The organism is Nocardia sp. NPDC050799 (assembly GCF_040654015.1).
Classification (GTDB): Bacteria; Actinomycetota; Actinomycetes; order Mycobacteriales; family Mycobacteriaceae; genus Nocardia.
In genome coordinates, this window is the sequence record NZ_JBFAHF010000030.1 from 60,679 (window position 1) to 85,104 (window position 24,426).

The 24,426-nt window shown below is 68.1% G+C and carries 25 protein-coding genes and 2 pseudogenes; 11 read left to right on the forward strand and 16 right to left on the reverse strand.

Translation table 11 applies throughout. The annotated features are described in order from the left end of the window. Nucleotides 1-21: 21 nt before the first annotated feature. Together AB0H42_RS26530 and AB0H42_RS26535 are read right to left on the reverse strand one after the other, a co-directional pair. The gene (locus AB0H42_RS26530; protein ID WP_357060622.1) at nucleotides 22-876 is read right to left on the reverse strand and encodes an SGNH/GDSL hydrolase family protein; all 855 of its coding nucleotides are present in this window, start codon (nucleotides 874-876) and stop codon (nucleotides 22-24) included. A 73-nt stretch (nucleotides 877-949) separates the two neighbouring features. Beyond that, nucleotides 950-1,411 carry a hypothetical protein gene (locus tag AB0H42_RS26535; RefSeq protein ID WP_357060625.1) on the reverse strand — a complete coding sequence of 154 codons (462 nt, stop codon included), beginning with the start codon at nucleotides 1,409-1,411 and terminating at the stop codon, nucleotides 950-952. Nucleotides 1,412-1,514: 103 nt separating this feature from the next. Between AB0H42_RS26535 and AB0H42_RS26540 the strand changes: the two genes are divergently transcribed. Together AB0H42_RS26540 and AB0H42_RS26545 are read left to right on the forward strand one after the other, a co-directional pair. Continuing rightward, a complete protein-coding gene (locus tag AB0H42_RS26540) occupies nucleotides 1,515-2,906 on the forward strand; it encodes a cystathionine beta-synthase (RefSeq protein WP_357060628.1) in 1,392 nt (463 codons plus the stop codon). 106 nt (nucleotides 2,907-3,012) lie between these two features. Then, complete coding sequence (locus tag AB0H42_RS26545; RefSeq protein ID WP_357060631.1) at nucleotides 3,013-4,089, forward strand: hypothetical protein; 1,077 nt, start codon at nucleotides 3,013-3,015, stop codon at nucleotides 4,087-4,089. A 61-nt stretch (nucleotides 4,090-4,150) separates the two neighbouring features. Here the strand turns inward: AB0H42_RS26545 and AB0H42_RS26550 are convergent, their stop codons facing one another. The 3 genes from AB0H42_RS26550 to AB0H42_RS26560 form a co-directional block, all read right to left on the reverse strand. Further along, nucleotides 4,151-4,489, reverse strand: a complete 339-nt coding sequence (locus tag AB0H42_RS26550) for a DUF6401 family natural product biosynthesis protein (RefSeq protein WP_357060633.1) — start codon at nucleotides 4,487-4,489, stop codon at nucleotides 4,151-4,153. Between the two features lie 79 nt (nucleotides 4,490-4,568). Then, nucleotides 4,569-5,090, reverse strand: a complete 522-nt coding sequence (locus tag AB0H42_RS26555; protein WP_357060636.1) for a DUF4254 domain-containing protein — start codon at nucleotides 5,088-5,090, stop codon at nucleotides 4,569-4,571. Nucleotides 5,091-5,315: 225 nt separating this feature from the next. After that, the gene (locus tag AB0H42_RS26560; protein WP_357060638.1) at nucleotides 5,316-6,491 is read right to left on the reverse strand and encodes an acyl-CoA dehydrogenase family protein; all 1,176 of its coding nucleotides are present in this window, start codon (nucleotides 6,489-6,491) and stop codon (nucleotides 5,316-5,318) included. A 118-nt stretch (nucleotides 6,492-6,609) separates the two neighbouring features. On the opposite strand from AB0H42_RS26560, the gene AB0H42_RS26565 reads away from it, so the two are divergent. Then, complete coding sequence (locus AB0H42_RS26565; protein ID WP_357060641.1) at nucleotides 6,610-7,752, forward strand: cystathionine gamma-synthase; 1,143 nt, start codon at nucleotides 6,610-6,612, stop codon at nucleotides 7,750-7,752. A gap of 138 nt (nucleotides 7,753-7,890) precedes the next feature. On the opposite strand, the gene greA is transcribed toward AB0H42_RS26565, so the two are convergent. Both greA and AB0H42_RS26575 read right to left on the reverse strand, forming a co-directional pair. Then, on the reverse strand, nucleotides 7,891-8,385 hold the full coding sequence (gene greA / locus AB0H42_RS26570; RefSeq protein WP_357060644.1) for a transcription elongation factor GreA: 495 nt from the start codon (nucleotides 8,383-8,385) through the stop codon (nucleotides 7,891-7,893). A gap of 336 nt (nucleotides 8,386-8,721) precedes the next feature. Beyond that, the gene (locus AB0H42_RS26575) at nucleotides 8,722-9,225 is read right to left on the reverse strand and encodes a DUF4307 domain-containing protein (protein WP_357060646.1); all 504 of its coding nucleotides are present in this window, start codon (nucleotides 9,223-9,225) and stop codon (nucleotides 8,722-8,724) included. A gap of 121 nt (nucleotides 9,226-9,346) precedes the next feature. Here AB0H42_RS26575 and mca point away from each other — a divergent pair, with 121 nt between their 5' ends. Further along, on the forward strand, nucleotides 9,347-10,213 hold the full coding sequence (gene mca, locus AB0H42_RS26580; RefSeq protein WP_357060708.1) for a mycothiol conjugate amidase Mca: 867 nt from the start codon (nucleotides 9,347-9,349) through the stop codon (nucleotides 10,211-10,213). Next, nucleotides 10,213-10,515, forward strand: a complete 303-nt coding sequence (locus AB0H42_RS26585; protein WP_357060649.1) for a hypothetical protein — start codon at nucleotides 10,213-10,215, stop codon at nucleotides 10,513-10,515. The genes mca and AB0H42_RS26585 overlap by 1 nt, the downstream gene beginning before the upstream one ends. Nucleotides 10,516-10,634: 119 nt before the next feature. Here the strand turns inward: AB0H42_RS26585 and AB0H42_RS26590 are convergent, their stop codons facing one another. After that, nucleotides 10,635-11,033 (reverse strand): NUDIX domain-containing protein, encoded by a 399-nt coding sequence (locus AB0H42_RS26590; protein ID WP_357060652.1) that lies wholly within the window; start codon nucleotides 11,031-11,033, stop codon nucleotides 10,635-10,637. A 70-nt stretch (nucleotides 11,034-11,103) separates the two neighbouring features. On the opposite strand from AB0H42_RS26590, the pseudogene AB0H42_RS26595 reads away from it, so the two are divergent. The 4 genes and pseudogenes from AB0H42_RS26595 to AB0H42_RS26610 form a co-directional block, all read left to right on the forward strand. Beyond that, a pseudogene (locus AB0H42_RS26595) lies at nucleotides 11,104-11,268 on the forward strand (DUF255 domain-containing protein); the annotation flags it as partial. A 107-nt stretch (nucleotides 11,269-11,375) separates the two neighbouring features. Next, the gene (locus tag AB0H42_RS26600; protein WP_357060655.1) at nucleotides 11,376-11,840 is read left to right on the forward strand and encodes a hypothetical protein; all 465 of its coding nucleotides are present in this window, start codon (nucleotides 11,376-11,378) and stop codon (nucleotides 11,838-11,840) included. Between the two features lie 244 nt (nucleotides 11,841-12,084). Beyond that, nucleotides 12,085-12,681, forward strand: coding sequence for an SDR family oxidoreductase (locus tag AB0H42_RS26605; protein WP_357060658.1), 597 nt, complete (start codon nucleotides 12,085-12,087; stop codon nucleotides 12,679-12,681). Nucleotides 12,682-13,042: 361 nt separating this feature from the next. Beyond that, nucleotides 13,043-13,231: a hypothetical protein gene (locus tag AB0H42_RS26610; protein ID WP_357060661.1), complete on the forward strand. Its 189-nt coding sequence runs from the start codon at nucleotides 13,043-13,045 to the stop codon at nucleotides 13,229-13,231. A 51-nt stretch (nucleotides 13,232-13,282) separates the two neighbouring features. On the opposite strand, the gene AB0H42_RS26615 is transcribed toward AB0H42_RS26610, so the two are convergent. Further along, nucleotides 13,283-13,714 carry a MarR family transcriptional regulator gene (locus AB0H42_RS26615; RefSeq protein WP_357060664.1) on the reverse strand — a complete coding sequence of 144 codons (432 nt, stop codon included), beginning with the start codon at nucleotides 13,712-13,714 and terminating at the stop codon, nucleotides 13,283-13,285. Between the two features lie 107 nt (nucleotides 13,715-13,821). Between AB0H42_RS26615 and AB0H42_RS26620 the strand changes: the two genes are divergently transcribed. Next, nucleotides 13,822-14,745, forward strand: coding sequence for an alpha/beta hydrolase (locus AB0H42_RS26620; RefSeq protein WP_357060667.1), 924 nt, complete (start codon nucleotides 13,822-13,824; stop codon nucleotides 14,743-14,745). Nucleotides 14,746-15,014: 269 nt separating this feature from the next. Here the strand turns inward: AB0H42_RS26620 and AB0H42_RS26625 are convergent, their stop codons facing one another. The 7 genes from AB0H42_RS26625 to AB0H42_RS26655 all read right to left on the reverse strand — a co-directional run bounded on the left by AB0H42_RS26625 (nucleotide 15,015) and on the right by AB0H42_RS26655 (nucleotide 21,735). Further along, nucleotides 15,015-16,277 carry a hypothetical protein gene (locus AB0H42_RS26625; RefSeq protein WP_357060670.1) on the reverse strand — a complete coding sequence of 421 codons (1,263 nt, stop codon included), beginning with the start codon at nucleotides 16,275-16,277 and terminating at the stop codon, nucleotides 15,015-15,017. Further along, nucleotides 16,274-16,522, reverse strand: coding sequence for a hypothetical protein (locus AB0H42_RS26630; RefSeq protein ID WP_357060672.1), 249 nt, complete (start codon nucleotides 16,520-16,522; stop codon nucleotides 16,274-16,276). Before AB0H42_RS26630 ends, AB0H42_RS26625 begins: the two co-directional genes overlap by 4 nt. Before the next feature lie 194 nt (nucleotides 16,523-16,716). Beyond that, nucleotides 16,717-17,616 (reverse strand): hypothetical protein, encoded by a 900-nt coding sequence (locus AB0H42_RS26635; RefSeq protein WP_357060675.1) that lies wholly within the window; start codon nucleotides 17,614-17,616, stop codon nucleotides 16,717-16,719. Nucleotides 17,617-17,620: 4 nt separating this feature from the next. Next, nucleotides 17,621-18,706: a hypothetical protein gene (locus AB0H42_RS26640; RefSeq protein ID WP_357060677.1), complete on the reverse strand. Its 1,086-nt coding sequence runs from the start codon at nucleotides 18,704-18,706 to the stop codon at nucleotides 17,621-17,623. Between the two features lie 116 nt (nucleotides 18,707-18,822). After that, nucleotides 18,823-19,521 (reverse strand): response regulator transcription factor, encoded by a 699-nt coding sequence (locus tag AB0H42_RS26645; RefSeq protein ID WP_357060680.1) that lies wholly within the window; start codon nucleotides 19,519-19,521, stop codon nucleotides 18,823-18,825. Further along, on the reverse strand, nucleotides 19,518-20,690 hold the full coding sequence (locus AB0H42_RS26650) for a sensor histidine kinase (protein ID WP_357060683.1): 1,173 nt from the start codon (nucleotides 20,688-20,690) through the stop codon (nucleotides 19,518-19,520). The genes AB0H42_RS26645 and AB0H42_RS26650 overlap by 4 nt, the downstream gene beginning before the upstream one ends. A gap of 238 nt (nucleotides 20,691-20,928) precedes the next feature. Then, entirely contained in the window at nucleotides 20,929-21,735 is an 807-nt protein-coding gene (locus AB0H42_RS26655; protein ID WP_357060685.1) for a DJ-1/PfpI family protein, read from the reverse strand. A gap of 574 nt (nucleotides 21,736-22,309) precedes the next feature. Here AB0H42_RS26655 and AB0H42_RS26660 point away from each other — a divergent pair. Beyond that, nucleotides 22,310-24,388: pseudogene (locus AB0H42_RS26660) on the forward strand (thioredoxin domain-containing protein). The last annotated feature ends 38 nt before the right edge of the window (nucleotides 24,389-24,426 follow it).

A 24,426-nucleotide genomic window follows, 5' to 3' on the forward strand; every position in this document is an offset into this window, starting at 1 on the left:
AATCTACGTCGCGCCCGGCTACTACGAAATATCCGCTGTGGCCATATCCCGGTCAGCGAGCGCTCTCATCAATTCGGGCAGCAGATGGGTGGCCGCCAGCGCGTAACCGTCGGCGGAGGGGTGGAAACCGTCGGCGGAGAACAGCTGTTCCGGGGCGGCCCGGAAATCCTTGCCGATCAGGTCACCCATGGCGACGGCGCGGCCGCCGGCCGCCCGGGTGGCCGCCGTCTGGGCCCGTGCCAGCCGGACGCTCCACCGGTGCACCACCGAGCGCAGCGGTTCCGGGATGGCGGTGACGCTGCCCAGATCGGGGCAGGTGCCGACCACGACGACGGAGCCCGCCCCGTGCAACCGGCTGACGGCCGCGCCGAGTCGTTCGGCGGACCGGCCGATCGAATGCTTCTTGGTGACATCGTTCGCGCCGACCAGCACCACCGCCGCGTCCGGTGGCGGGCCCGCCACGAACATGGCGTCCACCTGCCCGGCCAGCCCCTTGGAGGTGGCGCCGGAGATCGCCTTGGTGCTCAACCGGATGCGCTGCCCGGTGGCATCGGCCAGCCCGTGCGCGATGCGGACCCCGGGCACCTCGGCGGCGCCGCGGCAGCCCAGACCGGCGGCGGTGGAGTCACCGAAGATCATCAGGTGCAGGTCGGCGTGTTTACCGGCGCCCCGGCCCTCGTACCCGAGTGGTGAGTAGATGCCGTCGGCCTCCGGGGGTTTGGAGATGTCGCGGCCGATCATGCCGCGCGCCGTGCCCGCCTGGGTGGTGAGCAGCCGATAGGCCGCCCAGGACGCGGTACCCGCCCCGGAGCCGACCAGAACCGTGGCGGCGCCGGCCACCGCGGCCGTCCGCCATCCGATCCGAGTTTCGCGCATGTGCCGGGATTCTACGAGCGGGAATGATCTCGCGCGACCGTGCGCGCCGGGACCGGTCGCGCACGGGCAGGCATCAGGCCGGGACGACGAAACTGCCGTACGCCGGAATGCTGGCGTGGTTCGTGGTCACCACGACCTCCACCCGCCCGGGGCCGGTGTCCTGGAACAGGGAGTACTGGATGCTGCCGTAGATGCCGGTCACCACATTGTTGATGTAGGTGCCGGTGGCCCCGGTGTCGAGGTTGCGCCAGGCCACCGTGGTCAGTACCTCACACAGTGGCGCCAGCGGGTACGCGCCCGGCCCGATGCCGGCGACCGGGTTGGCCCGGACGTTCAGTACCGCGCGGCCCGGCCACTGCGGGCTGGTATCGGCCCAGGTGCGGACGCTGGTGCCGCACAGCCCGCCGTAGGTCAGCGTCGGGACATCGGCGAACGCGATGGTGGCGGCGCCGGCCGTGGCCCCGGACGCGGCCGCCTGCGCGAAGGCGGTCCCGGCCAGGAGCACGGTGGCACGTGCGAGCTTCGGCAGCCTCATAGGTCCCAGATCCTAAAGGCTCGGCAGCTACACCGTCGGATTTACGCGGTGGGGTGGCGGACCACACGGAGCCTCCCGGCAACGTCTCTGCAACGATGGGGGTATGCGCATTGCGGATCATGTCGTGGACCTCATCGGCAACACCCCGCTGGTTCGGTTGAACTCGGTGGTGCCCGAGGGCGCCGGGCTGGTGGCCGCCAAGATCGAGTACCTGAACCCCGGCGGCAGCTCCAAGGACCGTATCGCGGTGAAGATGATCGAGGCGGCGGAGAAGTCCGGGAAGCTGGCTCCCGGCGGGACCATCGTCGAACCGACTTCGGGCAATACCGGTGTCGGCTTGGCGCTGGTGGCCCAGCAGCGTGGCTACCACTGTGTCTTCGTCTGCCCGGACAAGGTCAGCGAGGACAAGCGCAATGTGCTGCGTGCCTACGGTGCCGAAGTGGTGGTCTGCCCGACCGCGGTGCCGCCGGAGCACCCCGACAGCTACTACAGCGTCTCCGACCGCCTGGTCGAGGAGATCGAGGGCGCCTGGAAACCGGACCAGTACTCCAATCCCGGCGGTCCGGACAGCCACTACGAGACCACCGGGCCGGAGATCTGGCGCGATACCGAGGGCACGGTGACCCATTTCGTCGCCGGTGTCGGCACCGGCGGCACCATCACCGGAGTGGGCCGCTACCTCAAGGAGGTATCGGGCGGCACGGTGAAGGTCATCGGCGCCGATCCGGAGGGATCGGTGTATTCCGGCGGTACCGGGCGCCCGTATCTGGTCGAAGGGGTCGGCGAGGATTTCTGGCCCTCCGCCTACGACCCGGCGATTCCGGACGAGATCATCGGTGTCTCCGACGCGGATTCCTTCGATATGACCCGGCGCCTGGCCCGGGAGGAAGGTTTGCTGGTCGGCGGTTCGTGCGGTATGGCCGTGGTGGCGGCGCTCGAGGTTGCCCGGCGCAACCCGGATGCCGTCGTGGTGGTGCTGCTCCCGGACGGCGGGCGCGGCTATCTGTCCAAGATCTTCAACGACCAGTGGATGAGCTCCTACGGGTTCTTGCGCAGCCCGCTCGACGGGTCGGCCGCGGAAACGCTGGTCGGCGATGTGTTGCGGGGTAAGTCGGGCGCACTACCGGATCTGGTGCACACCCATCCCTCGGAAACCCTGCGCGACGCCATCGAGATCCTGCGGGAGTACGGCGTTTCGCAGATGCCGGTCGTCGGCGCGGAACCGCCGGTGATGGCCGGAGAGGTGGCCGGCAGCGTTTCCGAGCGGGACTTGCTCTCGGCGGTGTTCACCGGTCGCGCGAACCTCACGGATTCGGTGGCCCAGCACATGAGCCCGTCGTTCCCGCTGATCGGGTCGGGCGAGCCGATCTCCGCCGCCACCAAAGCGCTCTCCGATACCGATGCGCTGATGGTGGTCGAGGACGGGAAACCGGTCGGCGTGATCACCCGACACGATCTGCTGGGATTTGTCAGCACCGGCCGCACGGCGCATTAGCAATTAATCCGCAATCACGGGTTCAGCCTGCTCTATCGGGGTATAACGTGGCTTATGCCGTTCGTGGCAAACGCCGCGTCCGATCGGAGAGCGAAGGGAAGGGCTTGTGCAAACCTCAAGTTTGGCAATCGATTTCCAGCAGGGTTTCTCTGATGCGTGGAGCTCGATCGTGACGTTCGTACCCAAGCTCCTCGGCTTCCTGGTCATCCTGGTCGTCGGCTGGATCATCGCCAAGGCGGTCGAGAAGATCGTCGACAAAGTTCTCGAGCGGGTGGGTTTCGATCGGCTCGTGGAGCGGGGCGAGATCCAGCGGATGCTGGCGGGGAGTAAATACGACGCGTCCGATCTCCTCGGGAGGCTGGCCTTCTACGCGATCATGTTGATCGCCCTGCAGCTGGGCTTCGGGATCTTCGGGCCCAACCCGGTCAGCAACGTGATCAACGGGATCGTCGCCTGGCTGCCCCGGGCAGCGGTGGCCATCCTGATCGTGGTGGTCGCGGCCGCTATCGCGCACGCGGTCGGCGATCTGGTGCGCAACGCGCTCGGCGGGCTGAGTTACGGCCCGATGATCGGCCGGATCGCGGTGGTGTTCGTCTGGGGTATCGGTATCGTCGCCGCGCTGAACCAGATCGGGGTGGCCACCACGGTCACCACACCGGTCCTGATCGCGGTTCTCGCCACGCTGGGCGGCATCCTGGTCGTCGGTGTCGGCGGCGGTCTGGTGCGCCCGATGCAGCAGCGCTGGGAGTCCTGGCTGAGCGGGCTCGAGGAGGAGATGCCGGCCATGCGCGGTCACGCCGAGGCCTATAAGCGCGGCCGGGAGGACGCCTCGCGGGAGCGGGAGCGGATGGGCGCCCAGCAAGAGGGACGCGGTGCCACGGCCACCACCGGCACCGGACGCGACCCGGAACAGTGGGACGAACCGCAGCCCGCGCACGGTGGCGGCATCCGGCGGGAGCCGGACGAGCCCGGCGGTTACGGGCAGCAGATGTCCGGTGGTGAGTACCGGCAGTTCGGAAACCCCTACCGCGGCGGTCAGGCGCCCTACGGGGGCGGCGGTCAGGGGCCTTACGGTGGCGGCGGTCAAGGGCCTTACGGAGGCGGCGGTCAGCAGCCCTATGGCGGTTACGACGAGGGTGGTCGGTCGCCCTACGGTGGCGGCGAACCGCGCCACCTGCGCTGAGCGCTGCCTTCCCGACTCTCTTCCGCCGTGCACCGGAGTTCCGGGGCACGGCGGAAGTCGTTCATCGGGCCGAGTGCCCGGCCTGCAGGCAGGCTCCGGCCAGCCGCAGGTGTAGCCACTGGGCGGTCGCCCAGTCGGCGGGTTCGGTGAGGGGCGCGGTCCGGTCTTCCAGCAGTCCGCGCATGTATCCGGCCAGCAGGACGACCGGCGAGACCTGCCCGGCCGTATCGATCCCGAGGTCCAGAATGTCGCGGACGGCGGCGGCGTGCTGATCGAGTTGCGCGGACAGCCCCGGCAGCGCGGCGGCAGCCGCGAAAGCCGGCGCCCCGTGGGTCCGGTGGATGCCCTCCAGATAGCGGCGGGCGGAGATCTCGAACACACGGGGACCCAGGGCGAACATAACCTAATGGTAACAACGCGCCGCCATTTATCGAATTGTGATATTTCGCGCATCTCTGCAGGTGGTGGCCCCGGGCAACTCAGGCCCGGCGCCGGCCCGGCCCGGCGCCGGCCACCAGATCGGTCCATTCGTCGGCCAGTACCGCCAGCCGGTACCAGGCCGCGTGCACTCGGTCGTCGGAGACACGTTCGGCGTGGTGCAGCAGATGGTTGGCGTGTACGTGGGCGGCCGCCATGCGGTCGATCGTGGCGCCGAAGGAATCGGCGCGCTGTCGCCGGACCTGCCGTCCGGGCGGCGCGGTGCCGATCCAGCGGTCGATCAGCGCGACGAGTTCGGCTCGGCGGCAGTCTATTCCGGCTGTCGCCAGGGGGTCACCGTGCCGGCGGCGATGCAGATCGGCGAGTCCGGTCGCCCAGGTGAGCAGTGGCTGATCGGTTTCGCGGCCCTCGGCCCCGGTGAACGCGGCCACCAGCTCGCGTTGATCGGGTAATCGCCAGGCGGTGGCGCGTTCGCGTGAAATCCGCGCGGCTTTCATGCCGGGGGCGGATTTGGCCGTGGCGGACGGTCGGCGATTGCCCGGTCCGGGTGATTGCGAGTTCATGGCGCACCTCCCTGTACGGCACCCGGGCGTTTTCGGATCCGCGCCGGGTACGAATATCAGAGTGCGCCGCCGGACCGGCTCATGGGTGACACCGAGATGGCTCGCCGATGACGGTTGGTAACAGTGTCCTCCGCGCCTGCGGGATACCTTGTGAGGCAGTGTATTCGCCGGGAACGGAATGTTGCTGCCCGCGAAATGGCACGTGGTGCCGCCCCACTCGTGACGTCAGCGGAACGCCGACGCGTCGGTGAGCGCCTTGCCGAGCACCAGCTGGTGGACCTCCGCGGTGCCCTCGTAGGTGAGGACCGATTCGAGGTTGTTCGCGTGCCGCAGCACCGGGTAGTCGAGAGTGATGCCGTTGGCGCCCAATACGGTGCGGCACTCTCTGGCGATCGTGAGGGCCTCGCGGGTGCTGTTCAGTTTGCCCGCGCTCACCTGCTCCGGGGTCAGCTCGCCGCGATCCTTCAGCCGCCCCAGGTGCAGTGCCAGCAGCCGGCCCTTGCCCAATTCCAATGCCATATCCGCCAATTTCGCCTGGGTGAGTTGATAGGCGGCCAGCGGTTTCTCGAAAACCATGCGGGTGCGCGAATATTCGATGGTCGCACTCAAACAGTCGCGTGCGGCCCCGAGCGCGCCGAAGATTATTCCGAACCGTGCCTCACCCAGGCACGACAGCGGGCCCGACAGACCGGACGCACCCGGCAGTATCGCGTCGGCCGGCAGCCGCACCTCGTCGAAATCGAGTTCGGCCGTGACCGAGGCACGTAGTGAGAGCTTCCCCTTCATTTCCCGGGCCGTGAACCCGGGCGTACCCGCGGGCACCAGGAAACCGTGCACGACATTCTTTCCACCGGTCTCGACCTGAGCCCACACCACGGCGATATCGGCCACCGACCCGTTGGTGATCCACATCTTCGATCCGTTGAGCACCCAGTCGCCGCCGTCGCGGCGGGCCCGCGTGCGCATCCCGCCGGGGTTGGACCCGAAATCCGGTTCGGTCAGACCGAAACAGCCGATCGTGTGCCCGGCCGCCATATCCGGTAGCCACTGCTGTTTCTGTTCTTCGGAGCCGTATTTGTGCAGGGCGGTCATCGCCAGCGATCCCTGCACCGACACCAGCGACCTGAGTCCGGAATCGGCCGCCTCCAATTCCTCACAGGCCAGCCCGTACGCGGTGGCAGGCAGGCCGGCGCAGCCGTAACCCTCGAGATGCATCCCGAGTACGCCCAGCTTCCCGAGTTCCGGCGCGATATCGCGCACCGGGAATTCCCCGGCCTCGAACCACTCCGCGATATGCGGCCGGATATGCCGGTCGGTGAAGGCCGCGACGGTATCGCGGATCTCCCGTTCCTCCCCGGTCAGCAGTGAATCTGTGGCGAACAGTTCGGCGACGGTCAGCATGGCCTCAGGGTAATCGCCGGCGGCTGTCGTGCGGACGGCTCGGACCAGGGCGCGAGCCTGCTCACACGTCGGCCGCCCGGCGTGCGGCTGTGCGGCGTCGGACCTTTATGGTGGGGGTATGAGCGAACTGGGATTCACCACCAGGGCTGTGCACGCCGGTTACGATCCCGACCCCCGGACCGGCGCGGTGAACGTGCCCATCTATGCCAGTTCCACCTTCGCCCAGGACGGGGTGGGTGGACTGCGGGACGGCTATGAATACGCCCGCACCGGCAACCCCACCCGGACGGTGCTGGAGGCCAACCTGGCGTCCCTCGAAGTCGGCCGCTACGGCCGGGCATTCGCCTCGGGGATGGCGGCCACCGACTGTGCGCTGCGGGCGATGTTGCGGCCCGGCGACCATATCGTCATTCCCGACGACGCCTACGGCGGCACCTTCCGGTTGATCGACAAGGTGTTCACCGAATGGGGAATCGAGCATTCGCCGGCCGCGATCACCGATATCGACGCGATGCGCGCCGCGATCCGCCCGAACACAAAACTCATCTGGGTGGAATCGCCCACCAATCCGCTGCTCAATATCGGCGATATCCCGGCACTGGCCGATATCGCGCACACCTCCGGCGCCAAATTGGTCGTCGACAACACCTTCGCCACCCCGTATCTGCAGCAGCCGCTGTTGCTCGGCGCCGATGTCGTGGTGCATTCGACGACGAAGTATCTGGGCGGGCACTCCGATGTCATCGGCGGCGCGCTCGTCACCGACGACGCCCAGCTCGACTCGGCCTTCGCCTTCCTGCAGAACGGCGCCGGCGCGGTACCGGGCCCCTTCGACGCCTACCTCACGATGCGCGGTACCAAAACGCTCGCGCTGCGGATGGACCGGCACTGCGACAACGCCGAGACCCTGGCCGAGTTCCTGTCCCGGAATCCCGCGATCAGCCATGTGATCTACCCCGGGCTGCCCGAGCATCCCGGCCACGCCGTCGCCGACAAGCAGATGCGACGGTTCGGCGGGATGATCTCGGTGCGGCTGACCGGTGGTCCCGATGCCGCCCGCGATCTGTGCTCGCGGACGAAAGTGTTCACGCTCGCCGAATCGCTGGGCGGAATCGAGTCGCTGATCGAACATCCGGCGGCCATGACCCATGCCTCTACAGCAGGGTCGCTTTTGGAAGTGCCCGATGATCTGGTAAGGCTGTCAGTAGGAATCGAGGACATCAGCGATCTGCTGGCCGACCTCGAACAAGCCCTGAGCTGAACCCGCCGGGGCACCACCGAGTATTCGGGAGACACGCAGGACATGGACGAGCGGCCGTATCCGGGAAAACGGATGCGGCCGCTCGCGTCGTCATGCGGTCCGGTGCCGGCGGAGTGCGCCGCGCCCGGCCCGGTGGTCTCAGCTGTGGTAAGGCTCGGCGCTGACCAGCGTCACCTTCATAAGGTTGCCGCTGGGCAGGGTGTATTCGCGGGTCTCACCGACCTTCGCGTCGATCAGCGCCTTGCCGAGCGGCGAACTGGGCGAGTAGGTCTCCAGGTCGGGGTTGCCCAGGCCCTCCTCGCGGGTCGCGATGAGGAAGGTCTCGGTGTCGGACTCGTCACCGTCGTAGTAGACCTTCACCACGGACCCGGGCAGCGCGACACCGGACTTGGTGGGCGCCACGCCGACCTTGGCGTTGTTCAGCAGTTCCTGCAGCTGCCGGATCCGGGCCTCCTGCTGGCCCTGTTCCTCGCGCGCCGCGTGGTAGCCGCCGTTCTCCTTGAGGTCGCCTTCTTCGCGGCGCTCGTTGATCTCGGCGGCGATGACCGGACGATTGGCGATGAGCGCGTCGAGTTCGCTCTTGAGCCTGTCGTGCGACTCCGGGGTCAGCCAGGTCACTTGGGTCTCAGTCATCTCGATCACTCCCTAGTAGTTGTCCCCGGCAGGCCGGGATTCCTGATCACTGCGGCACGGCCCACCCGCAGGCAGACATGCTTCAGCAGACGGCTATCGCGATCTGCGGGAAGTTCGAAGAACCCCGACAGTCCGACTCCGGGACCCTCCCCGGTATCGACCGCTCCGGCCGCCAATGCAGCAAACACGGCTCCGAGCCCCGGAACCGTGTGTGAAGCCATTTTAGCATGAGTCACAAAGATGCAGGTCGGGCGAGTTTTTACCAGCGGGTCATCTATGCTCGGCCTACTTCCAGCACTCAGGCGATACCCACGCCCGCCGGGTCCTAACCCGCACTCACTCGGTTTTCAGGTATCCCGGCACTCGGTCGGTGCACGTATAGATCGCCGCGGAAGCCGGACGTTCGGAGGCTTCCACGACCGTGGAGACCCGCACCGTCTTGTCGCCCGCCGTGGGCTGGACCAGCACCTCGCGCCGGCCCACCTCGGTGAGGTCGCGGGACATGGCCCGCACCAGGCACACCACCGGTTTCGACGGGTCGGCCCGGGTGAGCCGGATCTGCACCTCGACCGAGGAATCATCGAGCACGGTGTAGCCGAGTTCCTCGGATTCGATGTCCTTCGGACCGAACTTCGCCCAGCCCAGATAGGCGACCCCGACCCCGGCGAGCAGCACCACGGCCGTGAGTACCACGCCGATCAGGCGGCGATTCGGCCGCGCGGTGCGCCGGCCGTAGCGGTCGGCGTTGCGGTCCCGCGCGGAATCGGCGGCCTCCGGAGAAGCCGCCGCGGCAGAGCCGGAGGAGCCCGGGCGGCCGGGTTCCGGCGTGGGATCGGTCATGATTTCGTGCTCCCGGGGGGTAGGTCGGAACAGAATCGGTCCAGATGGAACTATAGGTAACGAAGTCCGAACACCCGCGAGCGAGAGCGACGGTGAACGAGAAGTGAGTGGCCTTCGCCTCATGGCGGTGCACGCCCACCCCGACGACGAATCCAGCAAAGGCGGTGCGACCACCGCACGCTACGCCGACGAGGGACACGATGTCCTCGTCGTCACCCTGACCGGCGGGGAACGCGGCAGCATCCTCAACCCGGCCATGGACACACCCGGAGTGCTGGAGCGGATGGACGAGATCCGGCGCGAGGAGATGGCGGCCGCGGCAGCCGCGCTGGGCGTCCGGCAGACCTGGCTGGGTTTCATCGACTCGGGACTGCCCGAGGGCGACCCGCTGCCGCCGGTGCCGGAGGGTTCCTTCGCGCTGGTCCCGCTCGAAGAGGCCACCGAGGCGCTGGTCCGGGTGGTCCGCGAGTTCAAACCGCACGTCATGACCACCTACGACGAGATGGGTGGCTACCCGCACCCGGACCATATCCGGTGCCATGAGGTATCGGTGGCCGCGTTCGAGGCCGCCGGCGATCCGGAGAAGTTCCCCGACGCGGGCGAGCCGTGGACTCCGCTGAAGCTGTACTACGACCACGGCTTCACGATCCGGCGGATGGAGGTGTTCGCCGAAGAGTACGAGAAGCTGGGCGAACCGTTCCCACTGCAGGAGTGGCTGGACCGGTCCCGCAAATACGCGGTGGAACGCGGCGACATCATGGCCCGGGTCACCACCCAGATCGAATGCGGTAAGTATTTTCCGCGCCGCGACGACGCGCTGCGTGCCCACGCCACCCAGGTCGATCCGAACGGCGCGTTCTTCGCCATTCCGCTGGAGATGCAGCAGCGGCTGTGGCCGACCGAGGAGTTCGAACTGGCGCGCACCCGGGTCGGCACCGATATCCCGGAGACCGACCTGTTCGCCGGTATCACCGACGAGTACCGCTGATGTGGGCCGCTGCGCTTCCGGTATCGGCGACTGTGCTGCTGGCGCAGACGCCCGGTACGCCGACCGGCCCGGAATTCGGTAAGGCGTCCCCGCTCGGGCTGGCGCTCGTGCTGATCCTGCTGGCAGGGACGTTCCTGCTGGTCCGTTCGATGAACAAACATCTGAAGAACCTGCCGGAGACCTTCGAGCCCGAACATCCGGAACCCGATCAGGAAGCCGACGAGGGCACCGAACCGGGCGTGCTGCGGCGGGCCGAGTCCGCATCGAACGGTGGCGCCGAGGACCGCGACCGTCCGGTGTAGTGCGCGGTGACCGGCGCTTGGGGACCACGGCCGGTATCACGGGTGGTGACCTGTGCGTTCCGTGCCGCTCACCGCGGTCGGGTGGTGGTCTGCTGTCGCACCGGGGCGGCCGGCGGCCGCTACCAGTCGATCAGGTCCAGCCGGTGCAGGTGCTCGAAAACGAGCAGTGAGCCGGGCGCGACCTCGGGCATGGCGGCGTACTCCGCACCGGTGAAGTAACGGAATTCGGCGATCTCGCCGAGCGGGCTGGGTTCGGCGGTGACCTCGGCGCGGAAACAGGTCATGTGCAGCCGGGTCCCGGCGGCGTGCCCGTAGGCGTCGGCCTCGAAGATGCCGAGTTCGCTCACCTCGGTGACGCCGACGCCGAGTTCCTCCCGGACCTCCCGGTGCAGTGCCTGCAGCGGGCTCTCCCCCGAATCGATCTTCCCACCGGCCATGTAGAAGACGGTCTTCCCGGTCGAACGGGTCTGGATCAGGCGACGGTCGCGGATATGGGCCAGGGCGGCGGTTCTGATCACGGCTCCACCGTAGAAGTGTGGGCGTGCGCGGGGCTCGGCAGGGCGGCGGCAGGCGTGAGAGGGTGGAAGGGTGAATCGTCTGGGACGCGCGACCTCACCGTATCTGCGTCAGCACGCGGACAATCCCGTGCACTGGCGGGAGTGGGACGCCGACGCGCTGGCCGAAGCCACCGCGCGTGACGTGCCGATCCTGCTGTCCATCGGGTACGCGTCCTGTCACTGGTGTCATGTGATGATTCAAGGTTGGTAGTTGCCGTTACGCCTGAACGGGTCCGCCCTGGCTCTCGCGACCCGGCGGCCGTGGGCGTATGGGCTGACATGCTTTGCCCTGAAGGGTTTTCCATGGAAGAGTCGATTGATGTGATCATCAGACGAATTCCTCGGATCGGATTTATCGCTTCGGCGGCGGCCGTAGCGCTTGCCTCCTTCGCTGCCGCGCCCGCGAGTGCGGACACGCCGTTCAACGCCCCCGAGGTAAGTTTCAACGGCACCGGTGTGGGCACGGTGACCGCCACACTGCCCAATCCCAACGATCGCGGAGTTTGCTGGGCGGAGGCTTCGATCGGGAATCAACGCGTCTTCTTTGGTGACAGCAAACCGCTGGACGGCTATGAAGAGGCTGCACGGAATGAGACGCTGGCGCGTGTCGGCCAGACGATCACGGTGACACTGGAAGGCCTCGAACCTGGATCGACGATCAATGTGCGGGGCGGTTGTGTGAACCAGTCGGAGGAACAGTTCAGCGATTTCGTCGCGGTCACCGTCCCCACGACCGGCCTGCCCGCCACCGGCAGCTCCGGCTTCTAGAAATCGGCGAGACCCTGGTTCGAGTTGGCCAAAGGCATGAAGCGTCACGCCTTGGTCGCCGTCACCGCCGGGCGTAAGACGCTCTGTGAACTTGTCGGCCCGGAGATCGCGATGCTTTCCGAGTCCGTCGGCGATCACTGGAATCCAAGAAAATCGTGCGCGGCCCGTCCTGGAAGCGAGCCGAACAGTGGTGGGAGTATGAGGCCGCCCACAATCCCCGAGCATTTCTATTCCGGCGGCATGCATGCCTGCCGGTGGAACCAACTCCACCGGCCCGGCATCGCCGGCGACAGCGCCTGACTTATCCACCGATCTGGTCCACAGCGTGGTCCAGCATTTCGGAAAGCTGGACATTCTGGTCAACAATGCCGGCGTCAACGTCGCCGGTCCGATCGACAGCGAGGTTGCCGACGCGTCCGCCTTGGACCGTCAGCTCGTCATCAACTACACCAGTGTGGTGGCCGCGATCCGGGCGGCGTTCCCGCTGCTGCCCGATGGCGGGTGGATCGTGAGTATCAGCTCGGGTGTGGGAACGCGGGTGGGTTTCCCTGGGATGACCGACTACGCGGGCACCAAGTCGGCTCTCGAGGGCTACAGCCGGGGCGCGGCACGCGATCTGGCCCACCGGGGTATCACGGTCAACGTCGTCCAGTCCGGGTTCGTCGACACCGAAATGAACCCCGCCGACAGCCCGGCCGCAGCCATGTTCCTGCCTACAACGGCGATGGGGCGGTACGGCAGGCCGGAGGAGATCGCCGCAGGCGTTGTCTTCCTCGCCAGTCCGCAAGCCTCCTACGTCACCGGCGCAGTGCTGCGGATCGACGGCGGATACGGCGCGTAGCGCAACCGTCGGCTAGTTGTCGGAGGGAGACACGGCGATTGTGGTTGATGACGCCGCGCCGCTTCTTCGCGGAGATGCGGCGTTCTTCAGCTCCGCGCGAGGGCTTGGTGGCGCGGCGAACAGGTGGCGGGGCGGTAGCAGCGTCGCGCAGTAACGAGGCCAAGCGTTTGCGGGCGGCCGCGCGGTTCTGCAGCTGTATCCGGGGGGCCCCGAGTATCCCGACCCCGGCCGTCCGGTCCGGAGAACCTTTCTCGCGCACCGGCAGTGGTTTCTGGCCACAATCACCGAGATCTTCGCCGCTGCCGGCGACACCGATCCGGGACCTGCCGCCCGGCACTTCGTCATGCTGCGCGACGGCGCGATGGCGGCCGGTCGCATCCCCGTCCAACTGCTGTGGGGTCGGGAGGATTGCGTCCTGCCCCCGGAATACGGTCACTGGCTGGACGAGCACATCCCGCACGCGCGGCTGCACTGGATCGGCGACGCCGGGCACCCGCTACAAGAAGACGCTCCCGCCCGCCTGCTCGGCCCCCCTGCTCGCCTGACCTGAGCGATCAGGGGGTCTCGAAGCCGCACCGACAGCGCGTCTCGTGCCGGCAGGTCAGGTCGTTGCCGCGTCGGCTGGTTCGAGAAGTGTCAGCAGGATTCGTCGCAGCTCGTCGCGGTCGTGCGGATCGAGACGCTCCATGATGGCGGAGAATCCCCCGGCGAGGGCGTCGAGTGCCTGGGCGCGCGCCCGGCGTCCGCGTTCGGTGATCGCCAGGCGGTGGCGGCGCAGGTCCTCTTCGTCGATTTCCCGCTGCACGAAACCCTTGCTGACCAGGCTCCGCAGATACATGGTCACGCTCGCCTTCGGGAGCATCAGCTTCGTCGCCAGGACTGCGGGGTACTTGCAGGTGTCCACCTCGTCGAGGACGAAGAATTCTTTCGTTTCCAGTCCCAGTTCGTCGAAGGTCTCCACGCAGGAATTCATCACCACGGTCAGGAGCCGCTGGTTCAGCTTCCACAGCTGCGCCGCATCGTCCGAGGGCATGGCGCACTCCTCTCTTAATGGTCTAGTATTGAACTAGTTCGATAATGAACTAAGTCAGAGAGTGAACTGACTGATTCCTGTACAGCATAGGGGAAGGTTCCCGGCTCATGCCGCTCCAGCGCATCTCCATTTCGCGAGGCCCCTTCGATCTTGCGGCAGATCTGTATCTCCCCGACGACTTCGATGCTTCTCGATCACACGCCGCCATCGTGCTCGCCACCCCCGGAAGTAGCGTCAAGGACCAGATCGGCGCGAACTACGCCGCCCGGCTCGCGAACAACGGCCTTGTCGCGCTCGTATTCGATCCCGCCTACCAGGGACAGAGCGGCGGTGAGCCCCGGGACCTGGAAGACCCGTACCGCCGCGGCGAGGACATCTCCTACGCCGTCGACGCCCTCACCCTCGTCCCCGGTGTCGACCCGTACCGTATCGGCGTCCTCGGAATCTGCGCGGGCGGTGGCTACGCCGTGCACACGGCCCGCACCGACCACCGGATCAAAGCCGTCGGCACCGTCGTAGGCGCCGATCTGGGCGCCGCCTTCCGAAGCTTCGCTCCCAACGGTTCGGCCGCAGCACTGGACGAGCTCGCCGAGGCCCGCACCCGGGAAGTCCTCGACGGGCAGATGAACCGCGTCAACTGGCTGCCCGACACACTCGAGGACGCCGAGTCCGCCGGCGTCACCGATATCGACACCACCCAGGCGATCACCTACTACCGCACCCCGCGTGGCCACAGCCCGCATTCGACCAACCGCCGGCTCACGCGCAGCGAATCACTCATCCTCGGGTACGACGCATTCGCGCACGTGGCGGAACTGCTTACGCAGCCGCTCGCGGTCATTCTCGCCGGCCGCAAAGGCAACACCGGCTCCTACGAAGCGGGCCTGCGGCTATGGGAGATGGCACCGAACCCTGTCGACCTGTACGTCGTCGAAGGCGCCGGCCACTACGAGATGTACGACGTGCCCGAACACATCGACCGAGCGATCACCCGCCTCGTCCACTTCTACCGCGCGCACCTGGCCGCGTGATCCCGTCGCGAGCTGGGCACCTGCCGTCTCGCGGAGCAATCGGAGGATGGCGCACAAAATGAACTCCGGCACCGTAATCGACCATTCGAGCAAAACCGAGGTGGTCGTCATCGCGACCGGGCCTGATGACCGCAGCGGGCGCACACCCTGATCGGGGCCGTGGTCGTCGCCGCGAAGGCCGCCGGCTGGCCGGGCTCCCAGAGCGGCGCCCGGCCCGCGAGGCAGGCGGCCATCGCTGCGTTAGGGGTCGGCTGTTCCGTCTGCGCGGCTCATGCGGCGAAGAGCAGGAAGAGCCCAGCCCAGGTGTAGCCGATCATCAGTAGAACGCTGGGCATCTCGTCGGCCACGACGAGCAGCAGGGGCCGGCCCGGTTCGGTGCGCAACATGTGGTCGTGCGTGGTGAGTACGCCCAGCAGATGTCCGATCAGGATAGGTACGACCTGCACGATCGCGATCGCTGTCGGATCGGGCACAACGGTGAATTCCGCCGATTCCGCGATGCCCCACTGCTGGATGAAGAGCAGCAGACCCCGGGGTCCCTCGGTGATCAGCAGCGACGCGTAGTGGGCCAGGGTGTAGCCGACGGCGATCGGCACGAGGGGTAGAGCGAGGTCGGTGCGGCGGGCGGTCCAGTGGAGGGTCGCCGCCACGAGTACGCACACTCCGACCAATCCGCCGGTGGAGACGAGCCAGGGCACGCCGGTGGTTTGTACGATGCCCGCCCAGCTGGGCGAGCCGGACGCGCTGTCGAAGATCGTGGAACCCCACCAGACCGCGACGAACGCCATCGTGCCCGGTGCGGCCGGGACGGCCGCGAGGCCGGCCAGCGGCGAGCGCAGGACGAGCCGGCCGGCTGCGCCGGTTCCCAGCACGCTGAGCCGACCTGCGAGTTCGGAGTACATTTCGAAGGCGTCGCCGCGAGCGAACCACTGTTCGCCGCGGACGAGTGCGAATCCGAGTTGGACGGCGGCGTAGACGCTGAGCCAGGTACCGATCACCCGCGGGTCGGTCCGGTCGGCGGGGACCAGTTCGAGCCAGACGAAGGCGAATAGTGCAAGCGCGGCGGGCCGGTGGCCGGCTCGGCTCGCTGCCGGCCGAATGCCGGCCACCGGGAGTCGCAGGATGCGGCACAATCCGCTGTGGATCGTCCGGAGTGGGTTCAGGACTCGCCATACGGGCCCGAACAGGACGCTGACGGGCACGATCCCGACCCACAGCCAGACGAAGAGTGCGTGTGCGGCGGGGTTGGTGTCGTCGCGGGGGCCGAACAGGGCATTGCCGACGATATATGCCGCTCCGGCCAGCACGGCGAGCCGGAGCGGGAGCCGCCACCACGACGATCGCAGAGCTGAGTCCGCCCGGGCGGGAAGCGGCCGCTCTCGGAACTGCCTGGGGGCCCGCCAGAACACCGACACGACGAGGAACGACAGGACAATCGTCGCCGCGCCCGCCTGTAGGACCAGGTCGAACGGTAGTGGAAGGTCTTGTGAGTTCCCGACACCGTGGGCCAGGACAGTATCGGGCAGGATCACTGGACAGCGAGCTGGACGAGTAGTACGCCCGGGTGCGCCTCGACCTCGAAGAGTCCGGATTTTTCGGCGACGAATTCGAGACAGGCGGGTTGTGCGGGAGTGGCCTCGGCGAGCCGGTCGTAGCCGTGCAGGTGGATCTCGGCCGGCGTATCTGTCTCGGCCCGGATCACGACGGTGACATCACGGGCCACGTCGACTCGCTGTGGTTTCGGATCGGCGCGGCCGCGGGTCAATCGGGTCGTCACTATGACGGAACCTTCCGGGCTAGGCGCACCTGTGCAGCCGGCCGCCGGTGCGGGCCGGGAAGCGCCGGACGAGGATGGTGCGGACGATGGGGCCGGATTGTTCTGCGGGGTCGCCTCCGCGCAACCGCTGAGTATCGCGGCCAGGACGGCCGCGGCGAGGGGAATGGAACGGGGCATACGGGTCATAGCGAGCTTTACTTTCCAGTCTGGTTCGGGCAATTGTGCTGGAGTCCGGCGAGTACGCGCAGCGCACCCGCGCCGCCGACGGCCACGCCTGTGCCGGCGCCGAGCACGAGGGCGACGAGGAGGCGTTCGACCGCGTCCGGGCCGGCGAATGGCAGAACTCCGAAATGGAAGACGGTGATATCGGGCAGGATGAAGACCACGTTCAACGCGGCCCCGACGCAGACTCCCAGTACCCCCGCTGCCCGCCCGCGCCAAGCGGCCACCGCGGCGATCGTCACCATCGGCCAGACCAGCAGCCCGATCCCCATGGCGTCGAGGAAGGTGCCGACCGGCGATGCGGATTGCACGGCCAAGGTCGAGCCGATGACGTGGGCGAGCGAGGCGAGAACGGTGACGAGGCCCGCGATGGCCAGCATCAGCTCCGGTCTGCGGACCCTGCGGGCCGGGACGAGGACCGCCGCCGCCAGACCGGCCGTAGCGATCCACCAGACCGGCGCGGCGGGTGGTGGAGCGGCGACGAACCGCCCGGTCACGGTGACCGGCACCGGGCCGGCCGTGATCGGCACCGACCACGGGGCCGATGTCCGTGACCCGAGTTCCCGGTCCAGAATCGTGGCCCGGCTGTCGATCCACGCGCGCGATTCGCCGGACGGTACCGAGGCCGGCGCGGTCGCACCGCCGCCGGGCGAGATCTCGACGAGCAACCCGGTGTTGTTGCTGATCAGCAGGCGTGCGCCGTCCTCGATCGTCGTGACGGTCAGGCCGCGAACGACCGGCGATACGGTGAGTTCCTCGCTGCGTACGGCCGCCGGGCTCAGGCCCCCGGCATGCGCCCCGGCCGGGGCGCTCACCGCCGTCGGCACGATCAGTGCCAGGGCGATCACCGCCGCCCGGTGTGCCAGGTTCACGCGGCTACCGGGCCGGGTCGGGTACGAGTGTCACCCGGCGGACCACGAAAGCGGTGCCGAGGCCGGTGAGCGCCACGAGGGTCAGCAGTCCGGTGACCATATGCAGCGGCCATTGGACTCCGGCGATGACGTGACCGAGGGTGAGCACCGCACCCCACACGGCGATCGGCGCGAGGAACCCGAGTGCCGACCAGCGTGTGTCGGGCGAGTAGCGGCGCAAGGCGGGCGCCGCTGTACGTGCTGCCACTTCGGTCAGCGCGGTCGCGACCGCGACAGTGGCCGGTAGCCAAGGGTTCTGGGCTTCACCGAGGACCAGTCCGACGGCCAGCGCCGGGATCATGACCAGCGCCGTCGGCATGCCGGCGGGCAGGGACCAGCGCCGCGCCAGTACGAGGATGGGAAGCAGTAGCAGGACAGTGCTGCCGACATAACCGTGCATCATCTGGGCGTCCAGGGAGAACGATTTCATGGGTGAGTCGCCGGTGCCGAGCAGCGGTTCCTCCAACGCGCCCGCGTGCTCGGTGTAGATGTGCATGGGTATGGCCGTAAGCGCGGCCGAAATCAACACCAGCACGGCGTCGCCGCCGGCGAGGCGCCGGACCAGCGACGCGGCGAGCATCAGGGCCGGGCCGGAGGCCACCAGGGCCATCCCGATGACGATCAGGAAGTGGCTGGGGCTGAAGAAGATCTCCAACCCCTTCTCGATGCCGAAAAGGTTGTGCCACAGCGTGTCGATAGCCCCGCCCACCAGTAGGAACGCCATTCCCACGACGGGTAGCCGTAGGGCCGGCGGCGTTTCGTGCAGAAGGATGCGGTAGGTCAGGGTCTGGGGGAGCCTCGGACGAAGCAGCCAGAACAGGACCAGGCCGCAGCAGGCGATACCGGAGTAGAGCACCGCGTGCCAGGGGGTCCAGAAGGTCTCCAGGTCGGGAACGGTGCTGTGCGCGAAGGAATCGACCTGCAGCCCGGTCACCACCCATGCGGCCGCGGCAGCGAGCGCCCACCGCTCCCGGGCGGTGAACGGTGCGGCGTGATCGGTGGTGTCGAGCGTGGTGTCGGTGGGGGGACTGTCGTTCAGCGGGCCGGACATCGAGATCGCTTCCTCTCCGGACAAACCGGTTCTCGGTGGATGATCACGAGTACCGTAAATGTGGATGCGCCCGTCCTGCGTCCGTCGGCCGAGCGATCTCACCCCCTACGGTGGAGCTACCGCGACCGGTCCCTGTTCCAGCCGGCGCCGCGGCCCGGAACCACCAGGCCGTTCTCGTAGCCGAACACAACCGCTTGGACGCGGTCGCGCAGCGCGAGCTTCTGCAGAATCCGGCTGACGTGAGTTTTCACCGTCTGCTCCGCGATGAACAGCGCACCGCTGATCTCGGCGTTGGACAAACCCTGACTGATCAGCGTGAGCACTTCACGTTCGCGCTCGGTCAGCATCCGCAGCAGCGGATGTGGCTCCCGCGTCGCCGCCCCGACGTCGACGAAGCGCTGGATCAGCCGTTGGGTGATCTGTGGCCCGAGGATGGCTTCTCCCGCGGCGACAACGCGGACGGCGGCGGCGAGTTCCTCCGGGTCGGAGTCCTTGAGCAGGAATCCGCTGGCGCCTGCCCGCAGCGCCTCGTAGACGTATTCGTCGGCGTCGAAGGTGGTCAGCATGAGCACGCGCGGGCGAAAGGATATGTCCTGTCCGGGCTCGAGTATGGCCCGGGTGGCGGCAAGACCGTCCAGCACGGGCATGCGCACATCCATCAGGATTACATCCGGTCGGTGTGCGCGGGCCTGTTGGACGGCTGTCCTGCCGTCACCTGCTTCGCCCACCACGTCGATATCGTGCTGGGCGTCGAGGATCGCCCGGATTCCCAGGCGAACCATCGGCTGGTCGTCGACCACGAGGACCGTAATCATCGGGCATGCTCCTCGGCGACGGGGTCGGCGATCGGCCGGATCGGGAGCCATGCGCGCACCCGGAACCCGCCGCCGGTGGTGGGGCCGTGCGACAGCTCGCCTCCCAGATGTTCGGCGCGCTCCCGCATTCCGATGACGCCGTGGCGTGGCCGCTCGGGATCGTCGGGTACCGCGATGCTTCTGCGCGCACCGGGCTCGTTGACGATCGTGACGGCGAGCCCCTCTCGCTCCTGCTCCAGCCGCACCGTTGCCGCCGCGCCCTGCGCGTGCCGGATCACGTTGCTCAGTGCCTCCTGGACGATCCGGTAGGCGGTCGTGCCGACGGTCGCCGGTAGTTCACCCAGTTCCGGGTCCACGATCAGCGTGACCGTACTGCCGGACCGCCGCGTGACATCGATGAGCGCGGGCAATTGCGCCTGCCCCGGCGCAGGCTCGATACCGGTTCCGGTATCGCTCGCGCGCAGCACGCCGAGCAGCCGCCGCATCTCGTCGAGGGCCCCCCGGGCGCCGTCGGCGATGGCGGTGAACTCCGCGCGCGTCCCGCTGTCCAGCTCCGTGAGCCGGTAGGGCGCCGACGTGGCCTGCATATGGATCACCGACATGCTGTGGGCCACCACGTCGTGCAGTTCGCGCGCGATGCGTGTTCGTTCCTCGGCCAGTGTCCGCCGCGCGTGCTCGACCGCGATATCGCGGCGGGCCGCGGCCAGTTCCGCGCGGATACGCGCACGCTGCCGGTGCGCGATCCCGGCGAACAGCCCGGCCAATGAACCGGACGCGAGAACAGCGAGCAGCATTGGCTCGTGCTCGACGTCGACTCGATCATCGACGGCGGTCACGGCGACACCGACACCGACGAGCGTCCACCACACGCCGACGGCGATCTTCCAGTCGTGCCGCAGCGCCGCCACGGTCACGTGAACAACGACGACACAGATCGCCACTACGGGAAGCGGCGGCGCGAGTGTCGATCCCGATACGGTGCCGAGCCCGAGCGCAGCGAAGGCGACGGCCTGCATTGCCGTCGCCACGAGCACATGACGGACTACCGCGGGTAGCGCGGCGCAGGACAGGGAGGCAGCGAGGAAGGCAGCAACGGGACCGGTGTCGGCAGCGGCGGCCTCCAGCGCCAGGGCGATCATCGCGACCGCCGCGACCCCAGATAATGCCACGAACCACAAATGGCCGGATCGGGTGTCATCGCCCGGCCGCCGAGCCTGATTCGTCACCACAGCCTTCCGGTCGGATCAGCGTCAGCCGGCCCGTCGAGCACGGGAGCACGGCTCACCCTAACGTCCGCGCCGGTGTCCGCCCCGGCGGGCGGCGCTCCGGTCGAGGTGGGGTTGCGGGATGGACCGGTCTCGAGCGCGCACCGGCTACGCCGCCGATCCGGTCGACAACCGGTTCGTCTCATCGGTGGCTGTGGGGTGGCATGATGCCACCCAGCGCGTCCACTACGTCCGGCGGGGCGGTCCGGACCGAGCCGGCGTCGAACGGGGGACGGGGATCATATTCGATCGCAAGCTGTGTCGTCATCGCTCGTTTCGCGCCGTACAGGTCCGCTGTCAACGCCAGCGATATGTCTATACCCGCCGAGACCCCGGCGGAGGTCCAGTACTTGCCGTCGCGCACCCAACGTTGCGGAACGAAGGTCGCGCCGGCGCCCTCGAGCATGCTCGGGAACTTCCAGTAGGTAGTGGCGCGCCTGCCCCGCAGAAGGCCGATATGGGCGAGGATCAGCGAACCGGTGCACACGCCGACGGTGTAGATCGTCGTGCGATCGATCCGCCGCAGCCAGTCGGCGATCACGGGATCCTCGGCTGCCCCCATGACGCCCTGGGCGCCGCCGGGCACGATCAACACATCGGTGCGTTCGATCCGGTCGAGCGGGATATTCGCCTTGTAGTCGACGAGGCCACTGTCGCTCGTCATCAGATCGGTTGTCGCCGCGGTCAGTACGAACTCCACGCCCGGTACACGGTGCAGTACCTCATAGGGGCCGATCCAGTCGAGCACCGTCGTGCCCGGATAGAGCAGCATCGTGATGTGTGTTTTTCTGTCCTCGCCGGCCGGGGTCGGTTCGCCGCCGGGCGGCTGCCCCGTAGGTGCGCCGGCGGTGAGCATGGCGGCACCGCCGGCCAACCCGATCGCGGTGAAGGCGCGGCGGCCGATTTTGCCGATCGAGGTGGGGGGATCGGCGTGCCGCGAGCCGGACATCGAAATCGTTTCCTCTCCGATCGCACCGGTTATCGGTGAGTGATCACGTCCACCGTAGGAATCGATGCGGTGTCCCGGCGTCCGTCCGCGGAGCCATCCGGCCCCGTACCTGGGAGCTACCTGGGCAAATTCGCTGCGGTCGATTCCGGGAACGCTACGGGCAATAGGCGTTGGAGGACGTCGGCGATGGTGAGGAGTCCGATGAGTTCGCCGGTGGGGGGTGGTGACGGCGGGCCGCAGCCGGGTGGCGGCGGTGCCTGCGCTCCATGTGGCGGAGAGTATGGCGGTGGCCATTTCGCTTTTGCCGGTGGGGTTGGGCGGGCAGGCGCGAGGTCCGTGCTGTCGAGTGGTTCGGCACAGCGCACAGTCGACAGCAGGTGAATCAGCCTGCCGGTGACACGCAGGTTGAGGTGATGGCTCACTACTCTCCGTGTGACGGCGCACGGGTTGGTCGTGTTCGGGCGAGTCGGGTTCTTGCATTTTCCGGCGAGGTGAATCGCCTGGGTGAGTCCGGGGTACATCACTCCGACATGCTGGGGCGCTTCTGCCGGCCGGGTGTGGCAGGCTGGGATGTATGAACCGATTAGGTGGTGCCACGTCGCCCTACCTGCGCCAGCACGCGGGGAACCCCGTGCATTGGCAGGAGTGGGGAGAGGAGGCGATGGCAGAAGCAACCAGGCGGGACGTACCCATTCTTCTTTCAGTGGGGTACGCATCCTGCCATTGGTAGCTTCGGCCAAACAATCACTGGTGTCATGTGATGGCCTACGAATCGTTCGCCGACGAGGCCACCGCCGCGCAGATGAACGCCGAATTCGTGTGTATCAAAGTGGACCGGGAGGAACGCCCGGATCTGGACGCGGTGTACATGAACGCCACGGTCGCGATGACCGGTCAGGGCGGCTGGCCGATGACCTGCTTCCTCACCCCGGCGGGAGAACCGTTCTACTGCGGGACCTATTACCCGAAGGTGCCGCGCGGCGGGATGCCGTCGTTCACCCAGCTGCTCACCGCGATCACCGATACCTGGCGTAACCGCCGCGCCGATGTGGACACGGCGTCCGAGCAGGTGGCCGCGGCCCTGCGCGAGCAGGCGGCCGGGATCCCGAAATCCGAGCTGACCGTCACCACCGAACTGCTCGACCACGCCGTGGCCGCGGTGCTCCGCGATTTCGACGAGGCCCACGGCGGTTTCGGCGGCGCGCCGAAGTTCCCGCCCTCCGCGCTGCTGGAGGGTCTGCTGCGCAGCTGGGAACGTACCGGCGACCCGGCGGTGCGGGCCGTGGTGGACCGCACCGCGGCGGCCATGGCCCGCGGCGGTATCTACGACCAGCTACGCGGTGGTTTCGCCCGCTATTCGGTGGACGCGGCCTGGGTGGTCCCGCATTTCGAGAAGATGCTCTACGACAATGCGCAATTGCTGCGGTTCTACGCGCATTTGACGCGCCGGAGTCCCGCGGATCCGCTGCCGCGCCGGATCACCGAAGAGATCGTGCAGTTCCTGCTGGACGATCTGTCCACCGCGCACGGTCTGGCCTCCGCCCTGGACGCCGACACCCACGTCGAAGCGGGCAAACCCGGTGTGGAGGGCGCGACCTACGTCTGGAATCCCGCCGAGCTGGTCGGCGAACTCGGGCCCATCGACGGCGCCTGGGCCGCGGAGGTTTTCGGGGTCACCACCGCCGGGAACTTCGAGCAGGGCTGTTCGGTGCTCACCCGACGCGCCGACCCGGAGGACGGCGAGCGGCTCGAACGCGCCCGTACCGCGTTGCGCGCCGCCCGGCAGCGCCGCCCCCAGCCCGATCGCGACGACAAGGCGGTGACCGCCTGGAACTGTATGGCGATCACCGCGCTCTGCGAGGCCGCCCGCGCCCTCGACCGGCGCGACTGGTTCGACGCCGCCTACGACCTCGCGCGGGTGCTCCTGGACCTGCACGTGGTGGACGGCCGGGTACTGCGCGCCTCGCTCGGCGGGGTCGCCGGTAGCGCGCCCGGCGTACTCGAGGACTACGCCTGGCTGGCCACCGCCCTGCTGGCACTGCATCAGTATTCCGGTTCGGCCGGCTGGCTACCGGATATCCATCGCGTCCTGGATGCCGCGATCGCGCATTTCGCCGACCCGGACGAGCCCGGTAGCTGGTTCGACACCGCGGACGACGCCGAAACCCTGATCGCCCGCCCCCGCGACCCCATCGACGGCGCCACTCCCGCGGGGGCGTCCGTGCTGGCCGAAGCCCTGCTGACCGCCTCCGCTGTCGTCGAACCCGACCGCGGCGCGCGCTACCGGGAACTGGCCGAACACACCCTCGCCCGCGGCGCGATGGTGCTGGCGAAAGCACCGCGCTCGGCCGGCCAGTGGCTGACCGTCGCCGAGGCCGCGGTCCAGGGCCCGCTGCAGATCGCCATCTCCACCACCGGTTATCAACCGGTGGGCGATGCCGAACTGCTGGAGGTCGCGCGGGTCTACGCGCCCGGCGGTGCGGTCGTCGTCCGGGCCGAGGTGGACACCGTCCCACTGCTCACCGACCGGCCCTCGATCGATGGCACCGCGGCGGCCTATGTGTGCCGGGGATCGGTCTGCGACCTGCCGGTGACGACACCGGACGCCTTGCGCGCCGCCCTGGCCGGGCCCTCGGCCTCCGCCCCGCGGTAAGAGACCCCGACGCCGCCTACCCGCCGTCCGCTCGGAGG